The organism is Amycolatopsis sp. VS8301801F10 (genome assembly GCF_046195355.1).
In the GTDB taxonomy this organism is placed as follows: domain Bacteria; phylum Actinomycetota; class Actinomycetes; order Mycobacteriales; family Pseudonocardiaceae; genus Amycolatopsis.
In genome coordinates this window covers 976,227-1,001,361 of record NZ_CP176065.1, presented here as the reverse complement: position 1 = coordinate 1,001,361, position 25,135 = coordinate 976,227, and the positions used below count along the sequence as shown (strand labels likewise).

The following is a 25,135-nucleotide window of genomic DNA, read 5'->3' as shown; positions in this document are numbered from 1 at the left end:
GCTTCTTTCGTCTCTGCCGCCGGAGCGCCGCCGATGCCGTCTCACGATGCGGATTGTGTTGCGCGGCAAGGCTTTCTGTGCCTGACCGGCCATTGTGGATCACCCGATCGTGGCGCGCCCGGGTGGTCGTACGCTCCGCGGACATGAGCGAAAACACTTATCTCGTCACCGGGATGTCCTGCGGCCACTGCGCACAGTCGGTCACCGAAGAACTGACCGAGCTGCCCGGGGTCGAGAACGTCTCCGTCGACGTCGAGACCGGACACGTGACGGTCCGCAGCGCCGAAACCCTCGACGAGACCGCTGTCCGCGCCGCGGTCGAAGAAGCCGGCTACACCTACGAAGGGCTTGCTTCCCTCGTTTGAACGATAGGTAGCCACGCCGGAACCCAGGGTAGGCTCTGGCCGGCGTGGAGGCACGGCCGATGCAACGTCCGTGCAACCCTTTCCTCCGCGCGGCCGGACGCGTGTGCTGGTCCCCTGGCGGCAGCGGACTTGGGGGGATGCTCGATGGGGGAAGTCGTTGCGGGAATCGTGGCGAACCCGGCGTCCGGACAGGACATCCGAAGACTCGTCACGCAGGCGTCGGCCGTGCCCGTCGAGGAGAAGGCCAACCTGGTGCGCCGGCTGCTGTCGGCGTTCGCGGTGACCGGCGTCGACCGCGCGCTGCTGTCCTCCGACCTCGGCGGCATCTCCGCCGCGGTGCTGCGCGACCTCGGCCGCGATCCGTTGCCCGAGGTCGACTTCTGCGACGAGGACACCCTCACCGGCACCGCGCAGGACACCATCAACGCGGTGCGCCAGATGGTCGACGCGGGAGCCGGCGTGATCGTGTGCCTCGGGGGCGACGGCACGGCCCGGGTCGCCGCCAAGGCCTGCGGTGACGTGCCGCTGCTCGCGCTGCCGACTGGTACCAACAACGCGTTCCCGCAGGCCGGGGAGGCCACCGTGGCCGGGCTCGCCGCCGGGATGGTCGCGAGCGGCCAGGTCGACGCCGACCTCGTGACTCAGCGGGTCAGCATGCTTGAAGTCGTCACCAAGAACCGCCGTGAGATCGCGCTGGTGGACGTCGCGGTGTCGATGAACAAACACGTCGGCGCGAAGGCGCTCTGGGATCCGACCGCGCTCACTGAGCTGTATTGCACCTTCGCCGAGCCGGACGGCATTGGCTTGTCGAGCATCGCCGGACAGCTGTGTCCCAGCTCTCGCTCCAGCGCGGACGGTGTGGCGCTTCAGCTCGGTCCGGTCGACAGTTCCGCGTACGTGGTGCACGCCGCGATCGCGCCCGGTGTCGTGCGTCCAGTCGGCGTACGCGGTTGGGGAGTGCTGCGTCCCGGCGTACGCGTGGACCTTGCCGCAGGTGGCGGCGTTATCGCGGTTGACGGAGAACGCGAACTGGAGCTGAAGAACGGCGAAGGTGCGTACGTGGAACTGCGCGCCGACGGCCCGTGGTGCGTCGACGTACGCGCGGCAATGGCCGAAGCGGCAACCCAGGGGTTGCTACGCAGTGCTGCTACGAGCAGAACCGGCGAGAAAGGCCGAAGCCACGGTCGGTGCGCTGGCTGAGATCACGTGCAGGTGACACCTTCCGGGTGTCGTGTGCTGCGGCTTGCCCGACCGGCTACCTTCTGCGAGTGGCACACGGGGAGGATCGGGGATGAGCAGCACTGCGACGCGGCCGGAAACGACTGCCGAGCCCCCACCGGAGGAATTTCGGGGCCGCAGCGGAATCGCCGGCCTGCTGGACCTGCCCGGCCAGGCGGTGCGCGCGGTCGTCAGATCCACGACGACCACGCCCGGCAAGCTTTCGCTGATCGCGGTCGCGCTGGTGCTGCTTTCGCTGGTGGCCGGACTCGTCGGCGTGTTGTCCGTGAAAGACAAGGACAACACGATCAACGGCCTGATCGAGCACCGGGAACCTCTCGCCTCGGCCGCGCAACAGGTGTTCCGCTCGCTGTCGGACGCGGACGCGACCGCGGCCAGCGCCTTCCTTTCCGTCGGCACCGAACCGCCCGCGCTGCGGAAGCGGTACGAGCAGGACATCGCCGAAGCGGGATCCGCGCTCGCCCGCGCGGCGTCCGACACCGCCGAGGTCGGCGACGCCGCCCACCAGGTGGACATCCTGAACCAGAAGGTCCCGGTCTACACCGGGATCGTCGAGACCGCGCGCGCGAACAACCGGCAGGGTTTCCCGTCCGGCGCTTCGTATCTGCGCGAGGCTTCGCAGCTGATGCGCACGACGATCCTGCCCGCCGCGGACGCGCTCTACCACGCGCACACCCAGAAGCTTTCCGACGAGCAGGACAGCAGCAGCGACGTGCCGTGGGCGGCGGTCGCGCTGGTCGTCGCGCTCCTCGCGGCGCTGGTGGCCGCGCAGATCTACTTGACCCGGCGGACGAACCGGGTGCTGAACATCGGGCTGCTCGTGGCCACCGGCTGCATCGTGCTGTCGCTGCTGTGGGGCGCGGTCGCGCTCGTCGTGCAGGGCAGTCTCGTCGCGACCGGGCGCACCGACGGCACGTCGCAGGTCGACATCCTGGTGCGGGCCCGCATCTACGCGCTGCAGGCCCGTGCGGACGAAACCCTGACGCTGGTCGCGCGCGGCGACGGCGGCGCGTACGAGCAGCAGTTCATCAAGCTGGCCGAGAAGCTCGTCGGCGCCGACGGCAAGGGCGGTCTGCTCGGCGAGGCGCGCGGCCTCGCGTCCGGCACCACGGGGGAGCAGAAGATCGAAGCGGCGGAGCAGGCCGCGCGCGAATGGTCCCTTGCCCACCTTCAGGTCCGCCGCCTCGACGACGGCGGCCAGTACCAGGAGGCGGTCGACTTCGCGACGAGCGTCAGCCCGAACAGCGCCGCCGCCGCGTTCGCCCGGCTCGACACGAACCTGCAGGCCGCGATCGACGTCTGCCGCCAGGAATTCCTCGACAGCACCAGATCCGGCGACAACGCGCTCACCGCACTCGCGGCGGGGGTCGGCGTGCTGGCGGTGCTCGCGGCGGGCGGTGTCACAGTCGGCGTGCGAGAGAGACTGAGGGAGTACCGGTGATCCGGTCGCGGCACTTCATCCGGACTGCCGTGCTCGCGGTGGTCGCGATTCTCGCCGCCGCCTGCGGGACGGCGGCCCAGCCGATGGAGGCCGCGCCAGTCACCGACGCGGCCTGGCCCACCCCGGCGGGCGTCGGCGGGCCGGACGCCGCGGCCGGAGGCGATTCCGACACCAGCTGCAATCCGCTGGCCAGCCTCGCGCCGAATGGCCTGGACACCTCCGGACCGAGCCTGCAGAAGATCAAGCAACGCGGGAAGCTCATCGCCGGCGTCGACCAGACGACCTACCTGTTCGGCTTCCGGAATCCGAAGACCGGCCAGCTCGAGGGCTTCGACATCGACCTGGTCAACGAGATCGCCAAGCAGATCTTCGGGTCCGACGGGCACGTGCAGTACCGGGCGATCACGTCGTCGCAGCGGGAAACCGTGCTGAAGGAACACCAGGTCGACGTGGTGGTCCGGACCTACAGCATCACCTGCGCCCGCCGCAAGCAGGTGCAGTTCTCGTCGGTGTACTACGTGGCCGGGCAGAAGATCCTGGTGCCGAAGTCGTCGAACGCGCAGTCGCTGACCGACCTGGCCGGGAAACGCGTGTGCGCGGCGGCGAAGTCGACCTCGCTCGCGAAGATCGCCACCGACCCGGCCAAACCGGTCGCGGTGTCGGTGCCGAACTGGTCGGATTGCCTGGTGATGCTGCAGCAGGGCCAGGTCGACGCGGTGTCCACGGACGACACGATCCTGGCCGGCATGGCCGCGCAGGACCCGACGGTGAAGGTCGCGGGCGAGAAGATGACGCAGGAGAATTACGGCGTCGGGATCCCGAAGGACGAGGAGGACCTGGTCCGCTTCGTGAACGCGGTGCTCGAGAAGATCCGCGGCGACGGCACCTGGGCGAACAGTTACCAGAACTGGGTCGGCGCGCGGCTGGGACCGGCGAGCCCGCCGTCCCCGCAATACGGGTGACCAGGCCGGTCTCGCGGCGCGAGTTGTACGTTTTGAGCGGCAGGTTTGCCGCGGGGAGCTCGGGAGGTAGTTGTGTCGGAGGAGGCGCGCCGTCCTCGGCACGCAGCACCGGAGGGGGACGGCGACGAGGCGAAGGCCGCGGACCAGCCGTCCGGGCGGGGCGAGGCCGAGTGGACCCCGCCGCCGCCGGTGCGCTGGGACACCCCGGAACCGTCGGTGTCCGGACGGCTGAACCCGCAGGCGGATCCCGACGCGGAGACGTTGATCAGCGCTCCGGTTCAGCGTCCGCAGGGTGCTCCGGCCGGGCAACCCGGGCAGCAGGCTCAGCGGGGCGCTCAGCCAGGTGCTCAACCGGGCCAGGCCCAGCAGCCGAACCAGCCCGGACAGCCAGGCGCGGCCGGACAGCCCGGTCAGCCCGGACCGGCCGGTCAGCAGCCGCGGACGCAGGGCCGTCCGGCTCCGCGCGCTGGCCAGCCGATGCCGCAAGGCCGTCCGCAGGGCCAGCCGCCGTCGCAGAGCCAGCCGTATCCCGGTCAGCCCGCGCCGCCGTCGCAGGGCCAGCCGTACCCGCCGCAGTCGCGCACCGGGCAACGGCCAGTGCCGCCGAACCGCCCGCAGCAGACGCAGGGCAACCGGCCGTCCCGGCCGCCGGAGAACCGCGCCACCGGCCCGAACTCCGGTCCGATCCCGATGGGCGCCGCGGCTCAGGGCAAGCCGCCGGCTGACGGCGGGGACGCCCCGACGCGTCCGCCGGGCGACCTCGCGCCGGTGATCCTGCCGCAGTCGAACCAGCCAGTCGCTCCGGTCGACCCGGCCGCGCCGATGCCGACCAGCGTGCTGGCCAGCCCGACGCCGCACACCCAGAGCATCATGCCGCCGACCCCGCGGGTGGCCCCCGCCGACGGCGGCCCGCTGCCCGACCACGGCACGGACAGCGTCCTGCCCTCCGGAGGCAGTGAGGGCCACGGCACCGGCACGCACGGTTCTCAGGGCTCGCAAGGCACCGGCACGGGCACCGGGACCGGTTCGTTCCCCGGCACCTCGCGGCGCACCGGCTCTCGCGGCACCCGCCGCTCCCGGCGCGGACGGCTCGGCGCGGGTCTCATCGACGTGCCTCCGGTGCCGTACCGCGATCCGTCGACCGCGGTGCTGGCGAACCCGGTCGTAGCCGAGGACAAGCGGTTCTGCGGCAACTGCAGCGCGAAGGTCGGCCGCGGCAAGGACGGGCAGCCGGGCGAACCCGAGGGCACCTGCGAAAAGTGCGGCACGCCGTTCTCGTTCGTCGCGAAGCTGAAGCCGCACGAGCTGGTCGGCGGCCAGTACGAGGTGCTCGGCGCGCTCGCCTACGGCGGTCTCGGCTGGATTTACCTGGCCAAGGACCACAACGTGTCCGACCGCTGGGTCGTGCTGAAGGGCTTGATCGACACCGGCGACTCCACCGCGATGGCCGCCGCGGCGAACGAGCAGCGGTTCCTCGCCGAGGTCGAGCACCCGAACATCGTCAAGATCCACAACTTCGTGCAGCATCCGGACCCGCAGACCGGCAACACCGTCGGCTACATCGTGATGGAGTACGTCGGCGGCCAGTCGCTGCGCCAGCTCGCGCTGCAGCACCACCGGGAGAGCAACCGGCCGGAGCCGCTGCCGATCGGCCAGGTCATCGCATACGGCCTGGAGATCCTGCCCGCGCTCGGCTACCTGCACAGCCAGGGCCTGCTGTACTGCGACCTCAAGCCGGACAACGTCATCCAGACCCGCGAGCAGCTCAAGCTGATCGACCTCGGCGCGGTGCGGCGGATCGACGACTACGAGAGCCCGCTGTTCTTCACCACCGGCTACAGCGCGCCCGAGCTGGCCTCGCAGGGCGCGTCGGTGTCCTCGGACCTGTACACGGTCGGCCGGACGCTGGCCGTGCTGAGCTTCGAGTTCGCCGGGTACACCCGCGAGTACAAGAACACGCTGCCCGGGCCGGACCAGGTGCCGTTGTTCGCGCTTTTCGGGTCGTACTACCGGTTCCTGAAGCGGGCCACGCACGCTGATCCGGATCGGCGGTTCATCGCCGCGGACGACATGGCGGACCAGCTGACCGGGGTCTTGCGCGAGATCATGGCGCTCGGGACCGGGCAGCCTCGGCCTGCCGCGTCGACGGTGTTCGGGCCGGAGAGCCGGACGTTCGGCGTTCATCTGGTGGTGCCCGAGCAGGGGGAGCGGGTCCCGTTGCCGGATGCGGCCGAGGTGGTTGCCGGGCTGCCGATTCCGCAGGTCGACACGGACGACCCGGCCGCTGGTGTGCTCGCGACGACGACCGCGCTGGATCCGCATGAGGCGATCGAGGCGTTGGCCACCGCGCCGCGGGAGTCGATTGAGGTGCGGTTGCGGATCGTGCGGGCTCGGATCGAGCTGGGCGAGTTCGTAGAGGCTCAGCGGCAGCTGCAGGCTGCGCAGTATTTGGCGATCCGGCATGGGTTTCCGCATGACTGGCGGATCGACTGGTATCGCGGGCTGATCGAGCTTGCCGGTGGGCGGCCGCGGGTGGCGCACGTGGCGTTCGACGCGGTTTACGACGACCTGCCCGGCGAGATCGCGCCCAAGCTGGCGTTGGCGGTCAGTGCTGAAGGGGTGGGGGATTACTTTGGCGCGGCTCGGTTTTACGAGCTGGTGTGGCGGACTGACCGGACTTATGTGAGTGCGGCGTTCGGGCTTGCGCGGGTGTATCTGGCGCAGGGGGCGCGGGAGAGTGCGGTGGAGGTGCTGGAGGGGGTTCCGGCTACTTCTACGCATTACGTGGATGCGCAGGTCGCTGCGATCAAGATCAAGACTCGGGCTCAGGGAGTCGGTACCGGCGAGCATCCGACTGTCACGGAGGGCGACCTGGTCGACGCTTCGGGGCGGTTGCAGCGGCTCAACCTCGACGCCGAGCGGCACACGCGGCTCAGCGCGGAGGTGCTTGAGGCGGCTTACGACTGGTTGAAGGTGCCTGGGCAGGTTAAGTCCGGGGCTTCGAAGGTGCTGGGGTGCGAGTTGGAGGAGCGGGACGTTCGGTTCGGGCTGGAGCGGTGTTACCGGTCGTTGGCTCGGTTGACGGACAACGCTAGTGATCGGATTGCGTTGGTGGATCGGGCTAATGCGATTCGGCCTCGGACGTTGACCTGAGTTGGCTCGTCGCCTGGCGGCGACATTGCGCCCGGGTGGTTGCGTGGGGCACCCCGAAGCCCAATTGTGCTGACGGTTCGGGGGTGCTTGTCAAGGCGGGAAAGATGCCTTGACAAGCACCCCCGAACCGCAGGGAGGCTTCGTATCGGGGTGCGGGGGAGGGGCTGGGTGCCTCGCTCTTTGGGTGCATCGGCTGCGGCTTTAGGGCTGGGTGCCTGTTGTCTGGGTGCACCGGCTGCGGGTTACGGGTTGATGTCCCACTCGCGTTTGTTGCGGCGGTGCTGTTCCGCCAGCTTTTCCAGTGCTTGCGGGTCGCCGTGGGTGCTGAAGTGTTCGAAGCCCACCGCGATGAACACCGCCCTGGCGTTGACCGCCACTGGGCCGTCGGGTGCGTCTAGGTGGCCGTCTGCGCTCACGTAGATCTTTCGGCCTGCGATGCCGTCCAGGCGGGCTTCGATGTACAGCGTCGACCCGACCGGCACCGGGCGGCGGAAGTCTGTCTCCAGCTTTCCCGTCACCGCGGGGCGGTGCAGCAGGTTGCCTACCGTGGAGCCGAGCGCCTCGTCGAAGGCGCAGGCCAGCAGGCCGCCGTGGGCTAGGCCGGGGGCGCCCTGGTGGGCGGAGGTCACGGTGAACTTCGAGTGCACCGTGTAGCCCTCGCCGATGGCTGAGCGCAGGTGCAGGCCGTCGTCCACCTCGTCGCCGCAGCCGAAGCATTCGGCGAAGTGGGCGCCTAGTTCGGTGCCGGGCGCGGGGGCTTTCGGGTGGATCTCCGGCGGCTCCACCGGCACCGGCGGCCACGGGCCGGAAACAGGACTCATGCGACGACGTTAACCCGGCGGAAGGACCCGCCGGCACCCGCCCTGACCGGCTCGTCTGTCTTTCTTCAGCGCAGGGTAGTCGGAAAATTCCGCACGGTAGAAATTTCGCGACTCATCCTGCCAGCTTGGTTCAACGGGTCAAGACTGGGGAAATGTGCTCCTACGGATGGACCGGGACGTGTGCAGGAGGAGGTCACCGCCGGGATGAGTGAGCCAAAGACGGGGAAACCCGAGGTCGATCAGAGAACAGTCAAACGCGCGGTGATCGCGTCCGCGATGGGTAACGCGACCGAGTGGTACGACTACGGCGTCTTCACCTCAGGGGCGATCGCGACCAGTATCGGAACACTGTTCTTCCCCGGCGAGGGCAACGCGGTGCTGAAATCGCTCGCCCTGCTGGCCGTCGGCTTCATCGTGCGACCGTTCGGCGGAGCGTTCTTCGGCCCGTTGGGGGACAAGCTCGGCAGGCAGAAGGTCCTCGCGCTCACCATCCTGCTGATGTCCGGCTGCACCTTCCTGGTCGGCGTGCTGCCGACGTATTCGGGCGGATACAGCATGGGCATCGCGGCCCCGATCGCGATCTTGCTGCTGCGGCTCGTCCAGGGTTTCTCGACCGGCGGCGAGTACGGCGGCGCGGCGACGTTCATCGCCGAATACGCGCCCACCAAACGGCGCGGTTTCTTCGGTTCGTTCCTGGAGATGGGCACGCTGGCCGGCTACGTGCTCGGCAACTCGGTCGTGCTGATCACCTACCTGTCGCTGTCGACCGAGCAGTTCGACTCGTGGGGCTGGCGGATCCCGTTCTTCATCGCGCTTCCGATCGGCGCCATCGGGCTCTACCTGCGGTCGAAGCTCGAGGACACGCCGGAGTTCCGCCGGCTCGAGGCGGCGGGCGAGAAGGCGAAGAAGGCTCCGCTCAAGGAGACCATCCAGCGCAACTGGCGGATGATCCTGAACCTGATCGGGATCGTGCTGCTGCTGAACATCGCCGACTACATGCTGCTGACGACCATGCCGACGTACTTCACGTCGACCCTGCACATCGGCGACACCGAATCCAGCCTGATCATCATCGGCGTGGAAATCGTGCAGTTCGCGCTGCTGATCCCGCTCGGCGCGCTGTCCGACCGGATCGGCCGGAAACCCTTGCTGCTCACCGCGGCCATCGGGTTCATCGTGCTGAGCTGGCCGAGCATCAAGCTGATGCAGAGCGGCAGCCTGCTGTGGCTGATCGTCGGCTTCCTGGTCGTGGCGATCCTGCTGGCGCTGATGCTCGCGGTCATCGGCTCGACGTTCCCGGCGATGTTCCCGACGCGCGTGCGCTACGGCTCGTTCGCCATCGGCTACAACATCTCGACGTCGCTGTTCGGCGGCACCTGCGGCGTGATCGTCACGGCGTTGATCGACGGCACCGGCAACGCGGACTGGCCGGCGTACTACCTGATCATCGCCGCCCTCATCGCGCTCGTCCCGATCATCAAGATCCCGGAGACGGCCCGGGTGCCGATCGAGCAGATCGACACCGCGGACACCGGCGGCAAGCTCGCCGGAGCCAGCAAGTGAGCAGCTGAGCCAACGCGAAACCGCCCTCCGTCCATTAAGGACAGAGGGCGGTTTTCGTTTCGAAGTCAGCTGTTCTGCGTCGCCTCGACCGCCTGCGGAGCGAAGCGCTTGCGGGCCCAAGCTGCCAGGCCACCGGCGACCACGACGGCAACAACGGTTTCGATCATCAGTGCGACGAGCACCATGGTGCTTCCTCCTCAGGTTCTCGGGCCGGCCAATGGCGTGCCGGCTGAGCGACTGGTTCGACGACCGCTCCGGCCGCCACTGAGAACATCGCCCCGAAAGCCCGGGATATTTCGTCGAAAACCCACTGAATCCGGTGACGTCCGCCACTCTTGCCGCGAATGCGTTTCAGCCGGAGGTCGAGCTGGGTAACGAGGTGCTTCCCGCAGGTGAACGCAGGGACCCGGGGGCCTGTGCGGTCGTGGTCGGATGCGCCCGCGGCGGTTCCGGCACCCGGGACGCACCCGCCCGCGAACCGGTCGGCTCCGTCGGCGGTTCCTTGCCCGGCGAGCCAGGGCTCACCTTCGGACCGGGCGTCGGGAGCTGTACCGGACCCGGCGGAACCTTCATCGGCGCGACCGGACTGGACGGGGCGGGCGAGACGGTGGCGAGTCCCGGTCCGGCCGGCATGACCGGAGGCTGCTCGGCCCCGCGGTTGCCGACCGCTAGACCGGCCACCACGAGCACCGCGACCGTCGCGGCGGAGCTGCCCGCGACCGCCCAGCGCTTGCGTTTGCGGCGGACGGCGGCGCCGCGCACGATCACGTCCGCCGCGTCGAGTCGCATCGGCGGGCCGTCCGGCGTCCGCGCGAACAAGGCGCGCACGTCGTCGGCGTCTCTGTCGTCGGGGACCATCTCGTTCACCTCCCTCCCGGGACGGGCAGTGCCTCGAAATGCGGGCCCAACCGGGTCCGCAGGGTGGCCAGACCGCGCGCGGCCTGGCTCTTCACCGTTCCGGTCCGGCAGCCGAGAGCCGCGGCGGTCTCTTCGACCGACAGGTCCTCGAAGTACCGCAGCACCAGCACCGCGCGCTGGCGCGGGGCCAGCGCGGCGAGTGCCTGCTGGATCAGCTGGTCGTGTTCGGTCTCGGCGGCCGGAGCCGGAACGTCGGGTGGTGCGTCGGTGAGCCGCTCCCGTTTCCAGCGGCTGCGGCGGTTTTCCGCGAGGAAAGTGCGCAGCACGATTTTGCGCGCGTAAGCGTCGAGCGCGTCGTGCCGGGCCAGCCGCGGCCAGGCGAGGTACAGCTTGAGCAGCGCCGCCTGCGCGAGATCTTCGGCCCGGTGCCAGTCCCCGCAAAGCAGGTAGGCGGTAGACCGCAGGCTGTGCGCGCGCTCGCCGAAGTACCGGGCGAACTCACCGTCCCACGGTGAGCTCTGCCCGGACGCCGGACGGGAGCGGGAGGGCACCGGGCGATCAGCCCCAGACCGAGGGCAGGTGCAGGTCGCCGGTCGGGCCCGCGGGCACCGCGGTCGGGACGCGCTTGGACTTCGCCGGCTGACCCGGCGCGGCGACCTTCGGCGCGGCCGTCGAGCGCTGTGCCGGAGCCGGGGCTGCGGTGGGAGCGCCGGGCGAGACTGCCGGGGCTCCGGTCTTCTGCGGGGCCGGCTGCGAGACCGACGGCGGAGCGTCCGCGGCGAAAGCGACCGCGCCGCCGGTCAGCGCGCCTCCGGCGAGCAGCAGCGAACCGATGGCGAGAGCGAAGCGAACACGCACGAGTTTCCTCCTGGTTCAGGCGAGCGCCGGGTGGCGCTCCTCTGCTCTAGTCATGCGGTCGGCCCTCGCCGGGGTTGCATCGGATTTTTTCCGGCCGGGACAGCCGAACGGCCGGGAGCGTTGGAGAGCTCCCGGCCGTCCGGTTGGTGCTGGTTCGCCTGCGCTCAGGCGGCCAGCGCCGACAGCTTGGTCCACGCCGCCCAGTCGTAGGTCCAGTCGCTGTAGTCGCCGTCCTTCGCGCCCAGCTGCTGGGTGCTGCCGGAGATCTCCACCGGATCGCCGGGAAGCACGCTGTCGTAGTAGGTTTTCGCGTTCGCCGGCGACAGGTTGAGGCAGCCGTGCGAGATGTTCTTCTTGCCCTGCGCCCAGATCGACGCCGCGAGGCCGTGGATGAACTCGCCGTTGTTGGAGATCCGGACCGCCCACGGCACGTTGACGTCGGTGTAGTTGTAGCGCGGGTTGCTCATCGAGTACGTCGCGTGCTTCGACATCACCACGTGCGTGCCGCTGTGCGTGACCCGGCCCGGGTCGGAGTCGAGGCCGTAGCTCACCGGGAAGTCCATGACCTGCTGGCCGTCGCGGATGACCTGCATGGTGTGTTCCTGGGTGTTGCCCTTGACGATCTGCGAGCGGCCGATGGTGAAGCTCGCGGAGACGTCCTGCTTGCCGTAGACGCCGTCGCCCATCGAAACGCCGTAGATGTTGGCCGAGACGACGACCTTCGTGTTCGGCTTGAAGTACTCCTTCGGCCGCCAGTGCACCGAAGTGTCGCCGTTGAGCCACGCCCACGCGCCCTCGGTCTTCGGCGTGGTCTCCACCGACAGCGCGCGCTCGACGGAGGCCTTGTCCTTGACCGCGCTCGGGAACGTGAGCGCGATCGGCATCGCGATGCCGTAGGTCTGGCCGTCGCCCACGTTCAGGCTGCCCTGCATCTGCCTGCGCGGCTTGACCGTGGTGAACGAGCCGTTGATCTGGACCTGCTTGCCGTCCTCGCCGGTGGCCTGGCCGGACCAGGTGTAGGTCTTGCCGTAGCCGAGGTCTTCGGTGCTGCTCCAGCTCTTCTTGTCCGGGGACTGCTGCCCCTGCACCTGTTTGCCCTCGGCGTTGGTGAGCGTGACCGCCCCGAGGGTGCCGCCCGTGACGGTCACCTTCGCCGGTGCGCCCGGTGCCACGTCGCCCGCCCCGGAAGCCGGCGTGAGCGCCACGGCCGCCGGTTTCGCGGGCGAGGCAGGCGCCTCGGTAGGTCCGCCGCCAGCGGTCCCGCCCGCGTTCACGCTCGACCCGCCGCTGCTGCACGCCCCGAGCGTGAGCGCGGCGATCAAGCCCAGCACCGCGACGCCGGCCCGGCGGCGTGCGAAGTGTCGGATTGTCACACCGATCCCCAATCTCCCCTTGGTACCCCGAACACCAAGACGTCCCGGCCTGCCATCGCGTTCACCGGATAAGGGGTGACCAGCATCACACTGCGCCGAGTAATCATCACGGAGGCGGTTCGATCGACCGCGCACTGTGCATCCTCGAAGTGTGCTGGGGGTACTGGATCAGACTAGCCAGGCGGCCGACCGCGCTGCGTAAACGGCGATACGACGTTCCGGTGATGCGCGCACGACGGAACCGATCCTTGCGATCAACGGGGTTCAGATTTGGTGAGATCCCGGTAGGCTGCTGACCAGGCCGTCGTTTTGCGTGTTCGTGGCTTCACACTCGCGGAACTTCTGACGCGAGCCGTGGGGCCGAAAAGCTCTTCGCTCGTCTCGTTGGAACCGCCCGGGACGGCCTGGGTGCCGCTTCGGTGGCATTCGAAGCGGATCTGTTACGAGGAGTACAGCGGTGGCGCAAGGCACTGTGAAGTGGTTCAACGCGGAGAAGGGCTTCGGCTTCATCGCGCAGGACGGCGGCGAAGGCGACGTTTTCGTGCACTACTCGGAGATCGAGGGACGCGGCTTCCGCACCCTCGAGGAGAACCAGCGAGTGGAGTTCGAGGTCGGCCAGGGGCAGAAGGGCCCGCAGGCCCAGAAGGTCCGCGCGATCTGAGTCAGGCCCGCGCGTTTTCTCAGGCCTGAATGAAGGGCCCCGACGGGATTTCCCGTCGGGGCCTTTTTTCATTGCGGGTTCCGTTGTGGGGAATGGTTGGAACGACGGTTGCCGCGGTTAGGGCTGGGCGGGGTGGGGTGCGGCGCGGCTTGCTCGGGGCCGGGTTGGTTCGCCGGGCGGGTAGGCCGGGTGCGTGGGGTCTTGGGGTCGGCGGCTGGATGGCGCGCGGGGCCGAGCACGTACGGGCGACGCCGGATCGGTTGGTTGCTCGACTGTGAGTGGGTACGCGAAGCCGACCCGATCGGGTGGTGCGGGCCGCTGTGGTGGGTGGGTTGGCACTCGCTGGCCGGGCTGGTGGGCGCAACTGAGTTGCCCGCCCGGGCTTGCGGCCGCGGTTGAGCTGGCTGCCGGGGCTGGCGGCTGCGGCGGAGTTGGCCGTCCGGATTGGCGGCTGCGGTTGAGGTGGCGGCCGGGGCTGGCGGCTGCGGCGGAGTTGGCCGTCCGGGCTGGCGGCTGCGGTTGAGGTGGCGGCCGGAGCTGGCAGTCGCGGCTGAGTTGCCCTCCCGCGCTTGCGGCTGCGGTTGAGCTGGCTACCGGAGCTGGTGGCCGTGGCTGAGGTGGCCGGGCGGGCTGGCGGCTGCGGTTGAGCTGGGTACTGGAGCTGGCGGCTCCGGCTGAATTGGCTGGCGGTCGCGGCGGAGTTGGCCGTCCGGGTTGGCGGATGCGGTTGAGCTGGCTGCCGGAGCTGGTGGCCGTGGCTGAGTTGGCTGGCCGGGCGGGCGGCTGCGGCGGAGTTGGTTTGGCGGAGTTGGCGGCTGCGGTGGGAGTTGGCCGCCTGAGTTGGTGGTTGCGGCGGAGTCGGTTGGCGGGGTTGGCGGCTGCGGCGGAGTTGTTTGCCTGAGCCGACGGCCGCGGTTGAGGCGGCCGCCGGAGCGCTCGATGTCCGCCTGCCGCGGCCCGTCCCGCCGCACCGCCCGGTCCCCGCCCGAGGCCGGCCAGCCCGTCAGCGGAATCGTGGACCGTCCCACTCATCGGGAAGCCAGCCGTCGTCCGACCCTGGAAAAGGGAAAACCCCCGGCCGTCGGGGGAAGCCGGGGGTTTTCGTTCAGGGGGCGGGGTCAGCGTCCGACGAGGGGCTGGTCGAACGTGCCCGCCGGGATGTGGAACTCGTCGGTCATCGCGTCGGAGTGGCGGCGTTCCTGGGCGGAGGCGGCCTGGCCCTCCCACGAGAGGCGCTCCAGGATCCATTCCTGCGCCAGTGCCTGCGGGGTCAGGTTCCGGGCGACGGCGAGGTCCTTGAGCTGCTGGCTGGCGATGAGGTTCATGCGCAGCTGGTAGACCTGCGCGTCGCCGAAGCGGCTGCCGGTTCCGGTGCTCTCCGGGTCGGAGTCCGGGGCGAGCGCGGCGAGGTAGCTGGTGAGCTCCTTGTCCTCGACGACTTCGTCGCCGGCGGCCTTGGCGGCATTGCGATGCCGCCCGCTCGAGACGGCTTTGAGATTCGTGCGGCTGCTGAGGCGGCCGAGGGAGGGAAGAGGCACGCGGACACGATAACGGTTGGGTCTCGGCAAAGAAACCACTGTGAGCCACGACACACGCATTTCCGTGCCCGGCAAGCCTAATTCGATCACCTGTTCAGCCCAGTCGGTAAACACATTTCGCGACTGTCTGTCGATCTCGGTACCGAGAGCAGATCCGCAGGTCAGCGCCGGGTGCGGAAATGGAGAGACCCCCGCGCCAGGGGGAGGAACGCGGGGGTCGGAGGGGATCTCCACAGGCGCTGACCGGGGGTGTGTCAGCAACACCGATTGTTGCACGAGTTCCGGGGATCGGCGAGGGGAAGCCGGGAGAAATCGTTCTGCGCGATCTTGGAATGCGTTACCAGGGAAGCTTCGGAGAGTGTTCGCAGGTTCACTCTCCGGGGGGCTGCCGGTGCTGCTCGCCGCTGGTTAGCCTCGCGGCCAGTTGTTGCGAACCGCATGGAGGGGCCATGAGCGGATCGGTCGAAGTTCGTCAGTTCCTCCTTCGGTACGAAGGTGCCGACGGGGGGAGCACGTCACTGTCCGGCGGCGTGCCGGCGCAGCGCGGGTCGTCGGAAGGGCAACGAGTCTCCGACGACCAGGTCCGCCGGGCCCGGCTCGCCGTCGCGGCCGGTGCGCTCGACGTGGAGGACTGCGCGCAGTTGCTGGAGATGCTCGGGCTAAGTCCGGGCGACGACGGCCAGGCGCCGGTGCAGCGCTGAACCGGGCTGTCGTCGCGTGAGCTGAGGCCGGCTCGACCCGGGGAGAGCGGTCGGTTGGTGAATATTTGCCTCGAAGTCGTGTCTCGATGGCCGGGAAGCACGGGCTGGACCGGCCTGGATTCCCGGCGGGCCGGGCCGTCTCCGGCGTAGAGTGGCGTGGCGCACACCGATCGGCTGGCTCGGCTCCGTGGCGGGCGATCGGCGGGCAGCGGCGCGGTCGGGTCGCCAGCCTGGGCGTTACCGCAGGTCGGAGGCTTGTCGATCGCTTAAGGAACCCCCCGTGCACGGCCCCCGGAACGTGCCCTATGCTTGTAATCGCTCCCAGGGGAACACCTGAGAGCGCGGTCGGTCGGTCCTCCGAAACCGGTCGGGCTCCCATCGTTCAGCGGCCTAGGACTCCGCCCTTTCAAGGCGGCAACGCGGGTTCGAATCCCGTTGGGAGTACGCAGTACCAGTAAGGCCCTGTGGCGCAGTTGGTTAGCGCGTCGCCCTGTCACGGCGAAGGTCGCGGGTTCGAGTCCCGTCAGGGTCGCAAGATCGTTCGGCTCCTAGCCGGCGTTCCCGGCCAGGTAGCTCAGTTGGTACGAGCGTCCGCCTGAAAAGCGGAAGGTCGCCGGTTCGACCCCGGCCCTGGCCACAGCGAATTTCGGTGAAGCAGCCCCCATCCCGCCGGATGGGGGCTTTTTCGTCGCCGGGCCGCGGTACGGGCGGCGGGCGTGGAGCTGGCGGAGAGTCACCGTCGGGCAGCGGTTTCGCCATTCGGAAGCAGTCTTGCCAACCTTCCGGCTCGCTCCCTAGCCTCGATGACATCTCAAAGGTCTGGACCACTGGAGGTCGAGAATGCCGGGAGAGATGGGGCGGCGCGGTTTCCTGGCCGGGTCCGCGGCGGTGGGGGTCGGAGTGATGAGTCCGTTCGGGGCTGAGGCTATCGAAGCGCAGCCGGGGGTGGCGGTTTACGCGAACAACGTCGGGTACGCGCCCGGCGCGCCCAAGCGGGCGGTGCTGGCGGCCGAGTCGTCGCGGGCCATTCCGAGGTTCACCGTCGTGGACGTCGCCACCGGGAAGGCCGTCTTCACCGGGAGCCCGCGACCGGCGGCTCAGGTGCCGGGATGGGACGACCGGCATTACTGGACCGCGGACTTCTCCGCGCTGAAGACCGAAGGCGAGTACGTCGTGCTCGCCGCGGACGGGCGGTCTCAGCCGTTTCGCGTCGGCCCGCTCGTGCTGGAGCGCTACACGCTCTCCCATGTCGTGCACTACTTCAAGGGCACCCGCAGCTCGGACCGGTTCGACCGCCAGGACCGGCAAGCGCCGATCGGCCCCAAGGGCACGCAGGTCATGGACGCCCACGGCGGCTGGTACGACGCGACCGGCGACTTCGGCAAGCACTTCACTCAACTGTCGGACCGCAGCTACTTCAACACCCTGCAGATCCCGCTCACCGCCTGGGTGCTGGCCAAGGCGTACCAGCGGCTCACCGCGCGCGGCGACACCAACTTCACCCAACTGCGGACCTGGCTGGCCGACGAGGCGCTGTTCGGCGCCGACTACCTGCGCCGGGTCAAGCTCGCGGACGGCACGTTCGTCATGTCGGTTATCCAGCCTGGTCCGCCGAAGGACCCGAAGCTGCGATACGTCCTGGCGAACAGCGACGGCGAACCCGTCCAGGTGAATTACCGCGAGGGCGGCGGGGTCGCGATCGCGGCGCTGGCTGCGGCGACCACGCTGGACGCGTCGGGCGACTACTCGCACGAGGAGTATCTGGCGGCGGCGGAGGCTGCCTTCGACTTCCTGGAGCAGCGCAACGTCGAGATGACCAATGACGGCAAGGAAAACATCCAGGACGACTACGGTGCGCTGCTGGCTGCGGTCGAGTTATACCAGGTGACCAAGAAACCAGTATACCGCGAGGCGGCGGATCGCCGGGCGCGGAATTTGGTGCGGCGCTTGGTTTCCTGGAAGTCCTACCGGGACTACTGGCGTGCGGACGACGGCGACCGGCCGTACTTCCATCCCTCGGACGCCGGCCTCCCGGTGCTCAGCCTGCTCGCATACGCCGAGATCGCCGACGCGGCAACGGTTTCCGAGGTGCTGAACGTGGTGCGGCGGTCGCTGGAGTTCGAACTCGCGGTGACTGCCGAGGTGCCTAACCCGTTTGGGTATGCACGGAATCTTGTGCAAGATGGGGAGGGTAAGAGGTATAGCTCGTTTTTCTTCCCGCACAACGTCACTCCGCGCGCGAAAGACCAGTGGTGGCAGGGCGAGAACGCACGGATCGCGTCGCTGGCGACCGCCGCTCGCCTTGCCGCGCAACGGTTTTCCGGCGACTTCGCGGCACGCCTGCGCTCGTACGCGGCTGACCAGCTGAACTGGATCTGCGGCAGCAACCCGTACGGCGTGTGCATGCTCGACGGCAACGGCCACGGCAACCCGCAGTACAGCTGGCTCGGGTCGTGGCAGTTCCTGCCGACGGCGGGCGGGATTGTCAACGGCATCACCGGCTTGAACGAGGACGGCAGCGGAATAGCGTGGGACCGCGGTTACGTGGTCACCGGAAAGGACGACGATTGGCGATGGGATGAACAATGGCTGCCACACTCGACGTGGTACCTGTACGCGGTCGCGGTGGGTGACTGAGCTGGGTCGGCTATGCCTGTTTTTTGGTGACCTGGAGATGTGCGGAGGTTTCGCTGGTTCTCGTCACGAAGGGTGAGATTCGCGGAGCGGGGTCTTGCTCGGGGTGAGCTGCATCGTGCCGGATGGTGCCTGGATTTGCTCGCGGTGGAAGGCGATCTAGGCCGTCGGATGGTGGGTTGCATCTGCCTGCGAGCCAGTGGCCGGTGCGGGTTAGTTGGCTGCGCTGGCACGGTGATGCCGGGCTTCTCGCGGGAGTGTGCCGCATTCGCGGACCACGAGCCGTGCCCTGGCGTGGGTTTCGTCGTGCAGGGACGAGACCGATCGTGCGGCCCGGCGGGATCTCGGTGGCGAGCGTGCACGGGTAAGCCGTGGGCGTTGGTTCAGCGGCCATGGCATTGACCGTGCCCGGGACGAATCGTGCAGGTCGCCGTGGGCTCGCGGTCGTTGGTTCGGCGGGCTGCGGAGTTTGGTCGTGCCCGGTAGGAAGCTGGCTCGTCTGCCGATGGTGGGTTCAGCGAGTTACCGGGGTGGTCGTGCCCGGTACGGGTTCACGCCCCGGCGCGGTTCGTCGTGCGTGCGGCTTTGGCGAGTCGGCACGAGCTGGCAATGGTGGCTGGCTTGCTGCTGGTGTTTGCGGGAGTGGTGCCAGCGTTCCGCCGGGGTGGTCGTGCCCGGTAGGGGTTCGGACCCGGCGCGGTTCGTCGTGGGGGCGGCTTCGGCGAGGCTGCACGAACTGGTAACGGTGGTTGGCTTGCCGGGTGCCGGGTGCCGGGTGCCGATGGGCGTGGGGTCAGCGGTTCGCCGGGGTGGTCGTGTCCGGTACGGGTTCGAGCCCCGGCGCGGTTCGTCATGGGTGCGGCTTTGGCGAGTCGGCACGAGCTGGCAACGGTGGCTGGCTTGCCGCGGGTGTTTGCGGTCGTGGTGTCAGTGGTTCGCCGGGGTGGGAGTGCCCAGTTTGGATTGCGCCATGGCCCGCTCGTCACTGGTGCCCGCGGCGGCTCCGGCGCGTTGCCGAGTTTGGTCGGGCCGGGGCGGGTTGGTTGCCGCGTGCGCTCGTGGTTGTGGCTTGAGCGGGTGGGCGCGCCCTGGGCGGAGTTGCCGCCGTGGTGCGCGTGGCGTGTGCTCGCGGGCGTGGCTTCACCGGCTCGCCGAGCTAGTCATCCCCGGCGCAAGCCTGCCCTCGGCCCGCCGCGTGAGCCCGCCGACGGCAGAAGCGGGAGGCGCAGAGATCGTGCCCGGCACGGAACTGAATCGTGCCGGGCACGGACATCGTCGTCAGATCAACGGGCCGCGGAACTTGGTCGTCCCCGGCACGAGCTGCACAGTCCCCAACCCGCCGTGAGCATTCGCGTACTCCAGCTCCCGCGACAGGTCGCCGACGCCGTTCGTGGCGGGCTGTGGCAGCAGGTTCAGTGTGCTCAGCACCCCGAGGGCGTTGCCGTCGCGGTCGAGGAAACCGCTGCCGGAGTCGCCGGGGATGCCGGGGGTTACCGTGAAGACCGTGTGGCTCCAGCCGTTGCCGGTGTCGCCCAGGCTGGTGCCCTGTTTGGGGGACAGCTGGGTGATTCCGCCGCGGAGTTCGGAGTTGCCGTAGCTGAGCACGGTGGCCAGTTGCTTCGTTCCGGTGGTGTTGACGCCGGTCGGGCCGCCCCAGAACGGCAGGCTCGGGTTCACCTTTGCCACGTCCGAGGGATCGATCTTCACGAGCGCGAGATCGTTGTACTGGCAGGTGTTCGCGTCCGCCTCGTGGCGGGACTGCATGGTCAGCCACGAGTTGTAGACGAGCGTTCCGGGCTTGCTCGCCCCGGCGATCTCGACCGGGGTGCCGAGCGGGAGCGAACCGGCCGAGCAACCGTTTGTTTCGGTCGAACCGCCGGTGCCGGAGCAGTGCGCCGCCTGTCCGAGAAACACGTCGGTTCCGTTGCTGTACACGAAGTTCGAGGTGCATTGCGCCCCGTTGGTGTGCGTCTGCACCCCGGGGTGCACGGCGGCGGTGTCCGCGGGGGCCCAGGTCGGGGTCGCGGCCCACGCCGTCGCGGGCAGCAGTGCGGCGGCGGTCGCCAGTGCCGTCACCGCACTGGCCCGGGCCAGTGGTCGAGGGGTCTTCATCGGGCTCCCTTCGAAAAGGCCAGCACTCACTCGGACGTGTGCTACTGACTGGTAGGCATCGCCGATACATCACACCAGAGAGTGGTGCCAGTCACAACCGTTGTGACCCTGGGTGACTGTTGACCTAGAGCTAGCTGGAGGTTGCAGACTGTCCGGCATGGCTGCGGAATGGAACATCGAGGCAGTGGACGTCGACGCCTATCTCGCGCGCGTGGGACAGCGCCGGGAGAAACCGTCCATAGCGGCGTTGGAGCGGCTGGCGCGGGCGCACGTCGAGGCGATTCCGTTCGAGAACGTCGACGTGGTGATCGGCCGGCATCGCGGGATCGATCTGGACGTCGTGAGCGAGAAGATCGTCGGACGGCGTCGGGGCGGGTACTGCTACGAGCAGGCCGGGTTGTTCGCGGCTGTCGCCGAGCAATTGGGGTACGAGGTACAGCGCACCGTCGCCCGCGTGCAGCCGCATAAAGACGGGCCGTACACGCACATGACGCTGCTGATTACCGTTGAGGGGCAACAGTTTCTCGTCGACGTCGGGTTCGGCGACGGAATTCTCGTGCCGCTGCCGTTGATCGACGGGGCGGTAGTCGACCAAGCCGGGTGGCCGCACCGGATGTCCCTGCGCGACGGCTGGTGGGTGCTGCAGCGGCAGGACGGCGACGGGTGGGAGGACCTGCACGAGGTGCTTCCCCTGGTGCACAGCCGGCCGCTCGACTACCGGGTGTTCCACCACTACACGTCCACCCACCCGAAGTCGCCGTTCACCGGCCGGATCGTGGTGATGCGGCTCGCGCCCGGACGGCTTCGCCGGCTGCTCGGCCGCGAATACCAGGAGAAGCACCCGGACGGCACGGTCGAGAAGCGCACGATCGAACCGGTCGATCTCGGCAAGACGCTGGAGGACCTCGACGTCTTCCTCACCGAGGACGAACTGGCGGCGCTGCTCGAGACCTACTGAAACAGCTCCGCCGCAGCCAGCGGCCGTCCCAGGTGATAGCCCTGCGCTTGGTCGCAGCCCAGTTCCCGCAGCAGCGCCAGTTCTTCCGCCGTCTCAACACCTTCCGCGACCACCGTCAGATCCACCGCGTGCGCCATCGCGATGATGCTCGTGACGATCGCGGCGGCGTCGCGGGAATCGGCGATTCCGGTGATGAACGAGCGGTCGATCTTGAGGGTGTCCAGCGTCAGCCGGCGCAGCTGGGCCAGCGACGAATAACCCGTGCCGAAATCGTCGATCGCCAGCAGGACACCGAGAGAACGCAAGGCGGACAACACTTCCGCGGCCGCCGACGTGTCCCGCATCAGCGCGCTTTCGGTGACCTCCAGCGTCAGCGAGCCGGGCGGCAGGCCGGTGGTGGCCAGTGCGTCGCGGACCGCGGGCACCAGGTTGGGGTCGTCCAGCTGGCGCACCGAGAGGTTGACCTTCAAACTCAGATCGAGGCCGCGGCCGGTGCGCAGGGCGGCCAGCTCGCGGGTCGTGTCGCGCAGGACGTACTTGCCCAGCACGTTGATCAGTTCGCTTTCCTCGGCCAGCGGGATGAACTCCGCGGGCGAGATCGCGCCGTGTTTCGGGTGGGTCCAGCGCAGCAGCGCCTCGACGCCGACCATTTCGCCGGTGCGCAGGTCGACCACCGGCTGGTAGGCGGGCCATAGCTGTCCACTGTGGACAGCGTCGCGAAGGTCCTGTTCCATGCGCAGCCGGCGCTGCATGCGCTCGCGCAGGGCGACGTCGAAGAATTCGAACCGGCCGCGGCCGCGGGCTTTCGCTTGGTACATCGCGACATCCGCGTCGCGCAGCAGATCCTCGGCGCTGCGGCGGTCGTCCGGTTCGACGAGGACGATGCCCATGCTCGCGTCGAGATGCAGCTGCCGGCCGTGCACGGAAACCGGCTCCGCGAGAACGGATCGCAGGTGCGCGGCGAACACCCCGACCTGCGCCTTGCCGGTCGTCGCGGACGTGACCACCACGAACTCGTCGCCGCCCAGCCTGCCGACGACGTCGTCGGGGCCGGTGGCTCGGCGAAGGCGTTCGCCGGCGATGCGCAGGACCTGGTCGCCGACCGGATGGCCGAGGGAATCGTTGATCAGCTTGAATTTGTCCAGGTCGAGGAACAGCACGGCGGCCGGCGCCGCGCCGTCGCGGCGGTCGAGCCGGTCCAGGACCAGGGTGCGGTTGGCGAGCCGGGTCAGCGGGTCGTGGGTGGCCTCGTGGGCCAGCCGGGCGCTGATCGCGCGCCGTTCGGTGATGTCGGTGAAGGACGTGACCACCGTGACGCCCTTCGGGTCGTCCGGGTCGAGCAGCCGCGAGGTCAGCGACACCCACACGTCGCGGCCGTCGGGACGGCGCAGGCGCACGACCAGGCCGTTGTGCGTGATCCCAGTGCGGCGCGTGTGCATCGACGGCAGTTCGTCGTCCGGGATCCGGTTGCCGTCCTCGTCGAACAGCACGAGCGTCGTGCACGGCACGCCGAGCAGCTCCGCCTCCGGGACGCCGAGAATGCGGCAGGCCGACGGGTTCGCCGACTGGATCAACCCGGTCGGGCCGATCACCAGCACGCCCTCGTCCAGCGCGGCGACGACCGTCGCGTAGTGGTGTTCGACGCGCCGGCGTGCGGTTTCGTCGGTGCAGACCAGCAGGAATCCGTCGACGGTTTCGGTCGCGGACACCCGGACCTGACGCGGCGAGCCGTCCCGGCCGCGGTGGGTTTGCTCGACGACGCCGTCGCGGATGGCGGCCGGGTCCGGGTCGATGCCGAGCACCTCGTGCACCCGCCTGCCGAGCGCCTCGGCGGAGGGCCAGCCGTAGACGGTCTCCGCGGCCGGGTTCCAACCGGTGACGATGCCGTCGGCGGTGATCGTGACGATGGCGTCGCTGACGTGCGTGACCAGCGCTTCCTGTGCGCGGACGGCGGCCGCGGCGGCGTGTTTGACGGTGCTGTCGCGGATCACCACTTGGAACGACGGCGGGTTCGAGTCGCTGGTGCGCACCGAAACGGTTTCCGCCACGAATTTGCTCCCGTCCAACCGTCTCAGCACTGCTTCGCGCGGTTCCGCGCTGGGATCCTCCAGCAGCTGCGCGGATTCGGCGGCCACGAAGTCCGCGAACTCGCGGCTCACGACCTCGTGCGCCGCTCGCGCCGCGAACAGGTCGAGCGCGGCCTGGTTGGCGTAGGTGACGACGCCGCCCGAATGCACGCAGATCGCGTCCGGGCTCTGCTCCATCAGCAGCTGGTAGCGGTCGGACAGCTCCGCGAGCTCGGACTTCTCCGGCGCGGTTTCCGCGACCGCCGAGGCGACGCCGAGCAGGCCGGTCGTGTGGTCCCGTTCGCCGACGGTCCGCGCGTGCAACCGGATGCGGCGCGGGGTCCCGTCGGGGCCGTCTTGCGGTTGTTCGAGTTCGAAATCGCGGCCGGGCGGGGTGCGGCGGAGGTTCGCGGTGAGCGGCCGGAGCAGCTCGGTGAGCCGGTCGCACAGCTCCTTGCCGGTCGCGCCGGGGAGGCCGAGCACCGCGTCGAGGCCGGGCAGCCACGTGAGGGTCGCCGGTTCGGAGGCGTGCAGGGAGAACAGGACCCCCGCGCCGGCGTCCGGCCGCAGGCCCGCGAGCTGGGCGCGCCGGGTGATTCCACCCGGTTCACCGGCCAGGGCGTCAGCCTCCATGGTGCTTCCGATCCCCCTTGTCGGCGTATGGCCCGTCGATTACACCACCGAGTGAAGCCTGTGTATATCCGCACGGGGAGCCGCTTGCATCACTCGTCTGGACGCCGACGGGGGGTGCTATCGGGCGACGCGGGGCACGCTGCGCAGTCGCGGACCCCATACGAGCAGGCCGAAGTGGGCCGCGCAGGCATGGCCGAGGACGGTCACGACGGAGGCGAGCGTGGCCGGATCGTCGGTCACGTAGACGCCGATAACGAATAGCTCAAGAGCGGCGATCCCGGCGATCCGGGCCCGTCCGCGCAACAGCGCGACGAGCACGCCGGCGGTGGTGAGGAAGCCGTAGCTGACCCCGATGTCGAGCCAGCGGCCCGCGGAACGCGGCAGGACGTCGGTGTGGATCAAGGCCATGACCGGGAGTTCGGTGGCGATCGTGGCGAGCACGTGCCCGCTGAAGAAGACCAGAGCCGTCCGGAACCCGCCGAATCGCCGCTCGAACGGCGCGACGGCGATCGCGAAGATCACCGCGTACGGCAGCCAGCCGCCGTCGGCGATCCAGAACGCGCTGGTCAGGAGTGCGGTGAGCGGGTGGCGCGCCATGTTGTGCGCGTCCGTGCTGGAAACCGCGAGGAGTTTGCCGGTGAGCTTGGGGCTGCCGAACCGGATGAGCAGCGAGGTGCCGAGGAGGAGGACGAGGTAGCCGAAGGTGAACGGCGTGGACCGCGGGCTGGGGACGAAGCTGAGCCAGGCGCGCTTCGGTCGCCAGCTGGCGGGGACGGCGGCCAGGAACGCGGGCTGGACGAGGTCGAGCGGGTCGTTCTTCGTCAGCAGGGCGGTGGTCGCCGGGGAGCCGAGGACGTCGGCCGAATGGGTTCCGCCCGTGCGGGTCGCGGCTGGTTCGAGGACCTCGGCGGACGCTGCCGCCGGGCCGGGGCCCGGTTCGGCCGGAGCCTGCCTGCGCGGCCACGGCAGAGATCGCCACTTCCGGGGAGTTCCGGTGGTGGCAGCACTGCGTGCCGGGCGGGGTGCCGGGTCCGGCTCGCGCAGCGACATGCGTCCAGGGTGGCTGGGCATGCTGGGATTTTGGCCAAGAGCAGCTGTGAATGCGCTGTGATTCACACCCGCTAGAGTGAGCACTCTGGGTAGAAGGTTTCCCTCTTTGTCACCCGCTCAGTGGCCTCATCCGGTAGGAATAGGCCACT

Annotated in this window: 19 protein-coding genes and 3 tRNA genes; 13 read left to right on the top strand and 9 right to left on the bottom strand. The window is 69.3% G+C overall.

Going from position 1 to position 25,135, the window contains the following annotated elements; translation table 11 throughout:
- Positions 1-143 precede the first annotated feature (143 nt).
- The 5 genes from F9C11_RS04820 to F9C11_RS04800 all read left to right on the top strand — a co-directional run bounded on the left by F9C11_RS04820 (position 144) and on the right by F9C11_RS04800 (position 7,160).
- Positions 144-365 carry a heavy-metal-associated domain-containing protein gene (locus F9C11_RS04820; protein ID WP_409183700.1) on the top strand — a complete coding sequence of 74 codons (222 nt, stop codon included), beginning with the start codon at positions 144-146 and terminating at the stop codon, positions 363-365.
- Between the two features lie 144 nt (positions 366-509).
- Positions 510-1,565 carry an ATP-NAD kinase family protein gene (locus F9C11_RS04815; protein ID WP_409183699.1) on the top strand — a complete coding sequence of 352 codons (1,056 nt, stop codon included), beginning with the start codon at positions 510-512 and terminating at the stop codon, positions 1,563-1,565.
- A gap of 91 nt (positions 1,566-1,656) precedes the next feature.
- Positions 1,657-3,045, top strand: coding sequence for a hypothetical protein (locus tag F9C11_RS04810; protein ID WP_409183698.1), 1,389 nt, complete (start codon positions 1,657-1,659; stop codon positions 3,043-3,045).
- 29 nt (positions 3,046-3,074) lie between these two features.
- Positions 3,075-4,007 carry a glutamate ABC transporter substrate-binding protein gene (locus tag F9C11_RS04805; protein ID WP_409186816.1) on the top strand — a complete coding sequence of 311 codons (933 nt, stop codon included), beginning with the start codon at positions 3,075-3,077 and terminating at the stop codon, positions 4,005-4,007.
- Between the two features lie 690 nt (positions 4,008-4,697).
- Positions 4,698-7,160: a tetratricopeptide repeat protein gene (locus F9C11_RS04800; RefSeq protein ID WP_409186815.1), complete on the top strand. Its 2,463-nt coding sequence runs from the start codon at positions 4,698-4,700 to the stop codon at positions 7,158-7,160.
- 242 nt (positions 7,161-7,402) lie between these two features.
- Here F9C11_RS04800 and F9C11_RS04795 read toward each other — a convergent pair whose 3' ends face one another.
- The gene (locus tag F9C11_RS04795) at positions 7,403-7,981 is read right to left on the bottom strand and encodes a PaaI family thioesterase (protein WP_409183697.1); all 579 of its coding nucleotides are present in this window, start codon (positions 7,979-7,981) and stop codon (positions 7,403-7,405) included.
- 204 nt (positions 7,982-8,185) lie between these two features.
- On the opposite strand from F9C11_RS04795, the gene F9C11_RS04790 reads away from it, so the two are divergent.
- On the top strand, positions 8,186-9,544 hold the full coding sequence (locus tag F9C11_RS04790; protein ID WP_409183696.1) for an MFS transporter: 1,359 nt from the start codon (positions 8,186-8,188) through the stop codon (positions 9,542-9,544).
- 351 nt (positions 9,545-9,895) lie between these two features.
- Here F9C11_RS04790 and F9C11_RS04785 read toward each other — a convergent pair whose 3' ends face one another.
- The 4 genes from F9C11_RS04785 to F9C11_RS04770 form a co-directional block, all read right to left on the bottom strand.
- A complete protein-coding gene (locus F9C11_RS04785; protein WP_409183695.1) occupies positions 9,896-10,402 on the bottom strand; it encodes a hypothetical protein in 507 nt (168 codons plus the stop codon).
- Positions 10,403-10,407: 5 nt separating this feature from the next.
- Positions 10,408-10,953, bottom strand: coding sequence for a SigE family RNA polymerase sigma factor (locus F9C11_RS04780; RefSeq protein ID WP_037807444.1), 546 nt, complete (start codon positions 10,951-10,953; stop codon positions 10,408-10,410).
- A gap of 7 nt (positions 10,954-10,960) precedes the next feature.
- Positions 10,961-11,260: a hypothetical protein gene (locus tag F9C11_RS04775; protein WP_409183694.1), complete on the bottom strand. Its 300-nt coding sequence runs from the start codon at positions 11,258-11,260 to the stop codon at positions 10,961-10,963.
- A 164-nt stretch (positions 11,261-11,424) separates the two neighbouring features.
- A complete protein-coding gene (locus F9C11_RS04770; protein WP_409183693.1) occupies positions 11,425-12,633 on the bottom strand; it encodes an Ig-like domain-containing protein in 1,209 nt (402 codons plus the stop codon).
- Between the two features lie 457 nt (positions 12,634-13,090).
- Here F9C11_RS04770 and F9C11_RS04765 point away from each other — a divergent pair, with 457 nt between their 5' ends.
- Positions 13,091-13,294 (top strand): cold-shock protein, encoded by a 204-nt coding sequence (locus tag F9C11_RS04765; RefSeq protein WP_003097368.1) that lies wholly within the window; start codon positions 13,091-13,093, stop codon positions 13,292-13,294.
- 1,118 nt (positions 13,295-14,412) lie between these two features.
- Here F9C11_RS04765 and F9C11_RS04760 read toward each other — a convergent pair.
- A complete protein-coding gene (locus F9C11_RS04760; protein ID WP_409183692.1) occupies positions 14,413-14,832 on the bottom strand; it encodes a hypothetical protein in 420 nt (139 codons plus the stop codon).
- Positions 14,833-15,281: 449 nt separating this feature from the next.
- On the opposite strand from F9C11_RS04760, the gene F9C11_RS04755 reads away from it, so the two are divergent.
- The 5 genes from F9C11_RS04755 (at position 15,282) to F9C11_RS04735 (ending at position 18,170) form a co-directional block, all read left to right on the top strand.
- Positions 15,282-15,533, top strand: a complete 252-nt coding sequence (locus F9C11_RS04755; protein ID WP_037807458.1) for a hypothetical protein — start codon at positions 15,282-15,284, stop codon at positions 15,531-15,533.
- Positions 15,534-15,904: 371 nt separating this feature from the next.
- Positions 15,905-15,977 (top strand) — tRNA-Glu (locus F9C11_RS04750).
- A gap of 14 nt (positions 15,978-15,991) precedes the next feature.
- Positions 15,992-16,065: transfer RNA gene (locus F9C11_RS04745), tRNA-Asp, on the top strand.
- Positions 16,066-16,096: 31 nt separating this feature from the next.
- Positions 16,097-16,170, top strand: a tRNA-Phe gene (locus F9C11_RS04740).
- Positions 16,171-16,373: 203 nt separating this feature from the next.
- Positions 16,374-18,170 (top strand): glycoside hydrolase family 9 protein, encoded by a 1,797-nt coding sequence (locus F9C11_RS04735; protein WP_409183691.1) that lies wholly within the window; start codon positions 16,374-16,376, stop codon positions 18,168-18,170.
- A gap of 1,275 nt (positions 18,171-19,445) precedes the next feature.
- On the opposite strand, the gene F9C11_RS04730 is transcribed toward F9C11_RS04735, so the two are convergent.
- Complete coding sequence (locus F9C11_RS04730) at positions 19,446-20,279, bottom strand: serine protease (protein ID WP_409183690.1); 834 nt, start codon at positions 20,277-20,279, stop codon at positions 19,446-19,448.
- Between the two features lie 157 nt (positions 20,280-20,436).
- On the opposite strand from F9C11_RS04730, the gene F9C11_RS04725 reads away from it, so the two are divergent.
- On the top strand, positions 20,437-21,237 hold the full coding sequence (locus F9C11_RS04725; protein WP_409183689.1) for an arylamine N-acetyltransferase family protein: 801 nt from the start codon (positions 20,437-20,439) through the stop codon (positions 21,235-21,237).
- Here the strand turns inward: F9C11_RS04725 and F9C11_RS04720 are convergent.
- Together F9C11_RS04720 and F9C11_RS04715 are read right to left on the bottom strand one after the other, a co-directional pair.
- Entirely contained in the window at positions 21,231-23,936 is a 2,706-nt protein-coding gene (locus tag F9C11_RS04720; RefSeq protein ID WP_409183688.1) for an EAL domain-containing protein, read from the bottom strand. The two genes, F9C11_RS04725 and F9C11_RS04720, sit on opposite strands and share 7 nt — an antisense overlap.
- Positions 23,937-24,053: 117 nt before the next feature.
- Positions 24,054-25,007, bottom strand: a complete 954-nt coding sequence (locus tag F9C11_RS04715; RefSeq protein WP_409183687.1) for a rhomboid-like protein — start codon at positions 25,005-25,007, stop codon at positions 24,054-24,056.
- Positions 25,008-25,135 lie beyond the last annotated feature (128 nt).

What these genes read in the sequence shown, in the direction of transcription:
- F9C11_RS04785 (WP_409183695.1), bottom strand. Translation starts at nt 10,402, where the DNA reads ATGGTCCCCGACGACAGAGACGCCGACGACGTGCGCGCCTTGTTCGCG.
- F9C11_RS04800 (WP_409186815.1), top strand. Translation starts at nt 4,698, where the DNA reads ATGGGCGCCGCGGCTCAGGGCAAGCCGCCGGCTGACGGCGGGGACGCC.
- F9C11_RS04720 (WP_409183688.1), bottom strand. Translation starts at nt 23,936, where the DNA reads ATGGAGGCTGACGCCCTGGCCGGTGAACCGGGTGGAATCACCCGGCGC.
- F9C11_RS04755 (WP_037807458.1), top strand. Translation starts at nt 15,282, where the DNA reads ATGAGCGGATCGGTCGAAGTTCGTCAGTTCCTCCTTCGGTACGAAGGT.
- F9C11_RS04795 (WP_409183697.1), bottom strand. Translation starts at nt 7,981, where the DNA reads ATGAGTCCTGTTTCCGGCCCGTGGCCGCCGGTGCCGGTGGAGCCGCCG.
- F9C11_RS04730 (WP_409183690.1), bottom strand. Translation starts at nt 20,279, where the DNA reads ATGAAGACCCCTCGACCACTGGCCCGGGCCAGTGCGGTGACGGCACTG.
- F9C11_RS04810 (WP_409183698.1), top strand. Translation starts at nt 1,657, where the DNA reads ATGAGCAGCACTGCGACGCGGCCGGAAACGACTGCCGAGCCCCCACCG.
- F9C11_RS04820 (WP_409183700.1), top strand. Translation starts at nt 144, where the DNA reads ATGAGCGAAAACACTTATCTCGTCACCGGGATGTCCTGCGGCCACTGC.
- F9C11_RS04815 (WP_409183699.1), top strand. Translation starts at nt 510, where the DNA reads ATGGGGGAAGTCGTTGCGGGAATCGTGGCGAACCCGGCGTCCGGACAG.
- F9C11_RS04725 (WP_409183689.1), top strand. Translation starts at nt 20,437, where the DNA reads ATGGCTGCGGAATGGAACATCGAGGCAGTGGACGTCGACGCCTATCTC.
- F9C11_RS04790 (WP_409183696.1), top strand. Translation starts at nt 8,186, where the DNA reads ATGAGTGAGCCAAAGACGGGGAAACCCGAGGTCGATCAGAGAACAGTC.
- F9C11_RS04735 (WP_409183691.1), top strand. Translation starts at nt 16,374, where the DNA reads ATGCCGGGAGAGATGGGGCGGCGCGGTTTCCTGGCCGGGTCCGCGGCG.
- F9C11_RS04715 (WP_409183687.1), bottom strand. Translation starts at nt 25,007, where the DNA reads ATGCCCAGCCACCCTGGACGCATGTCGCTGCGCGAGCCGGACCCGGCA.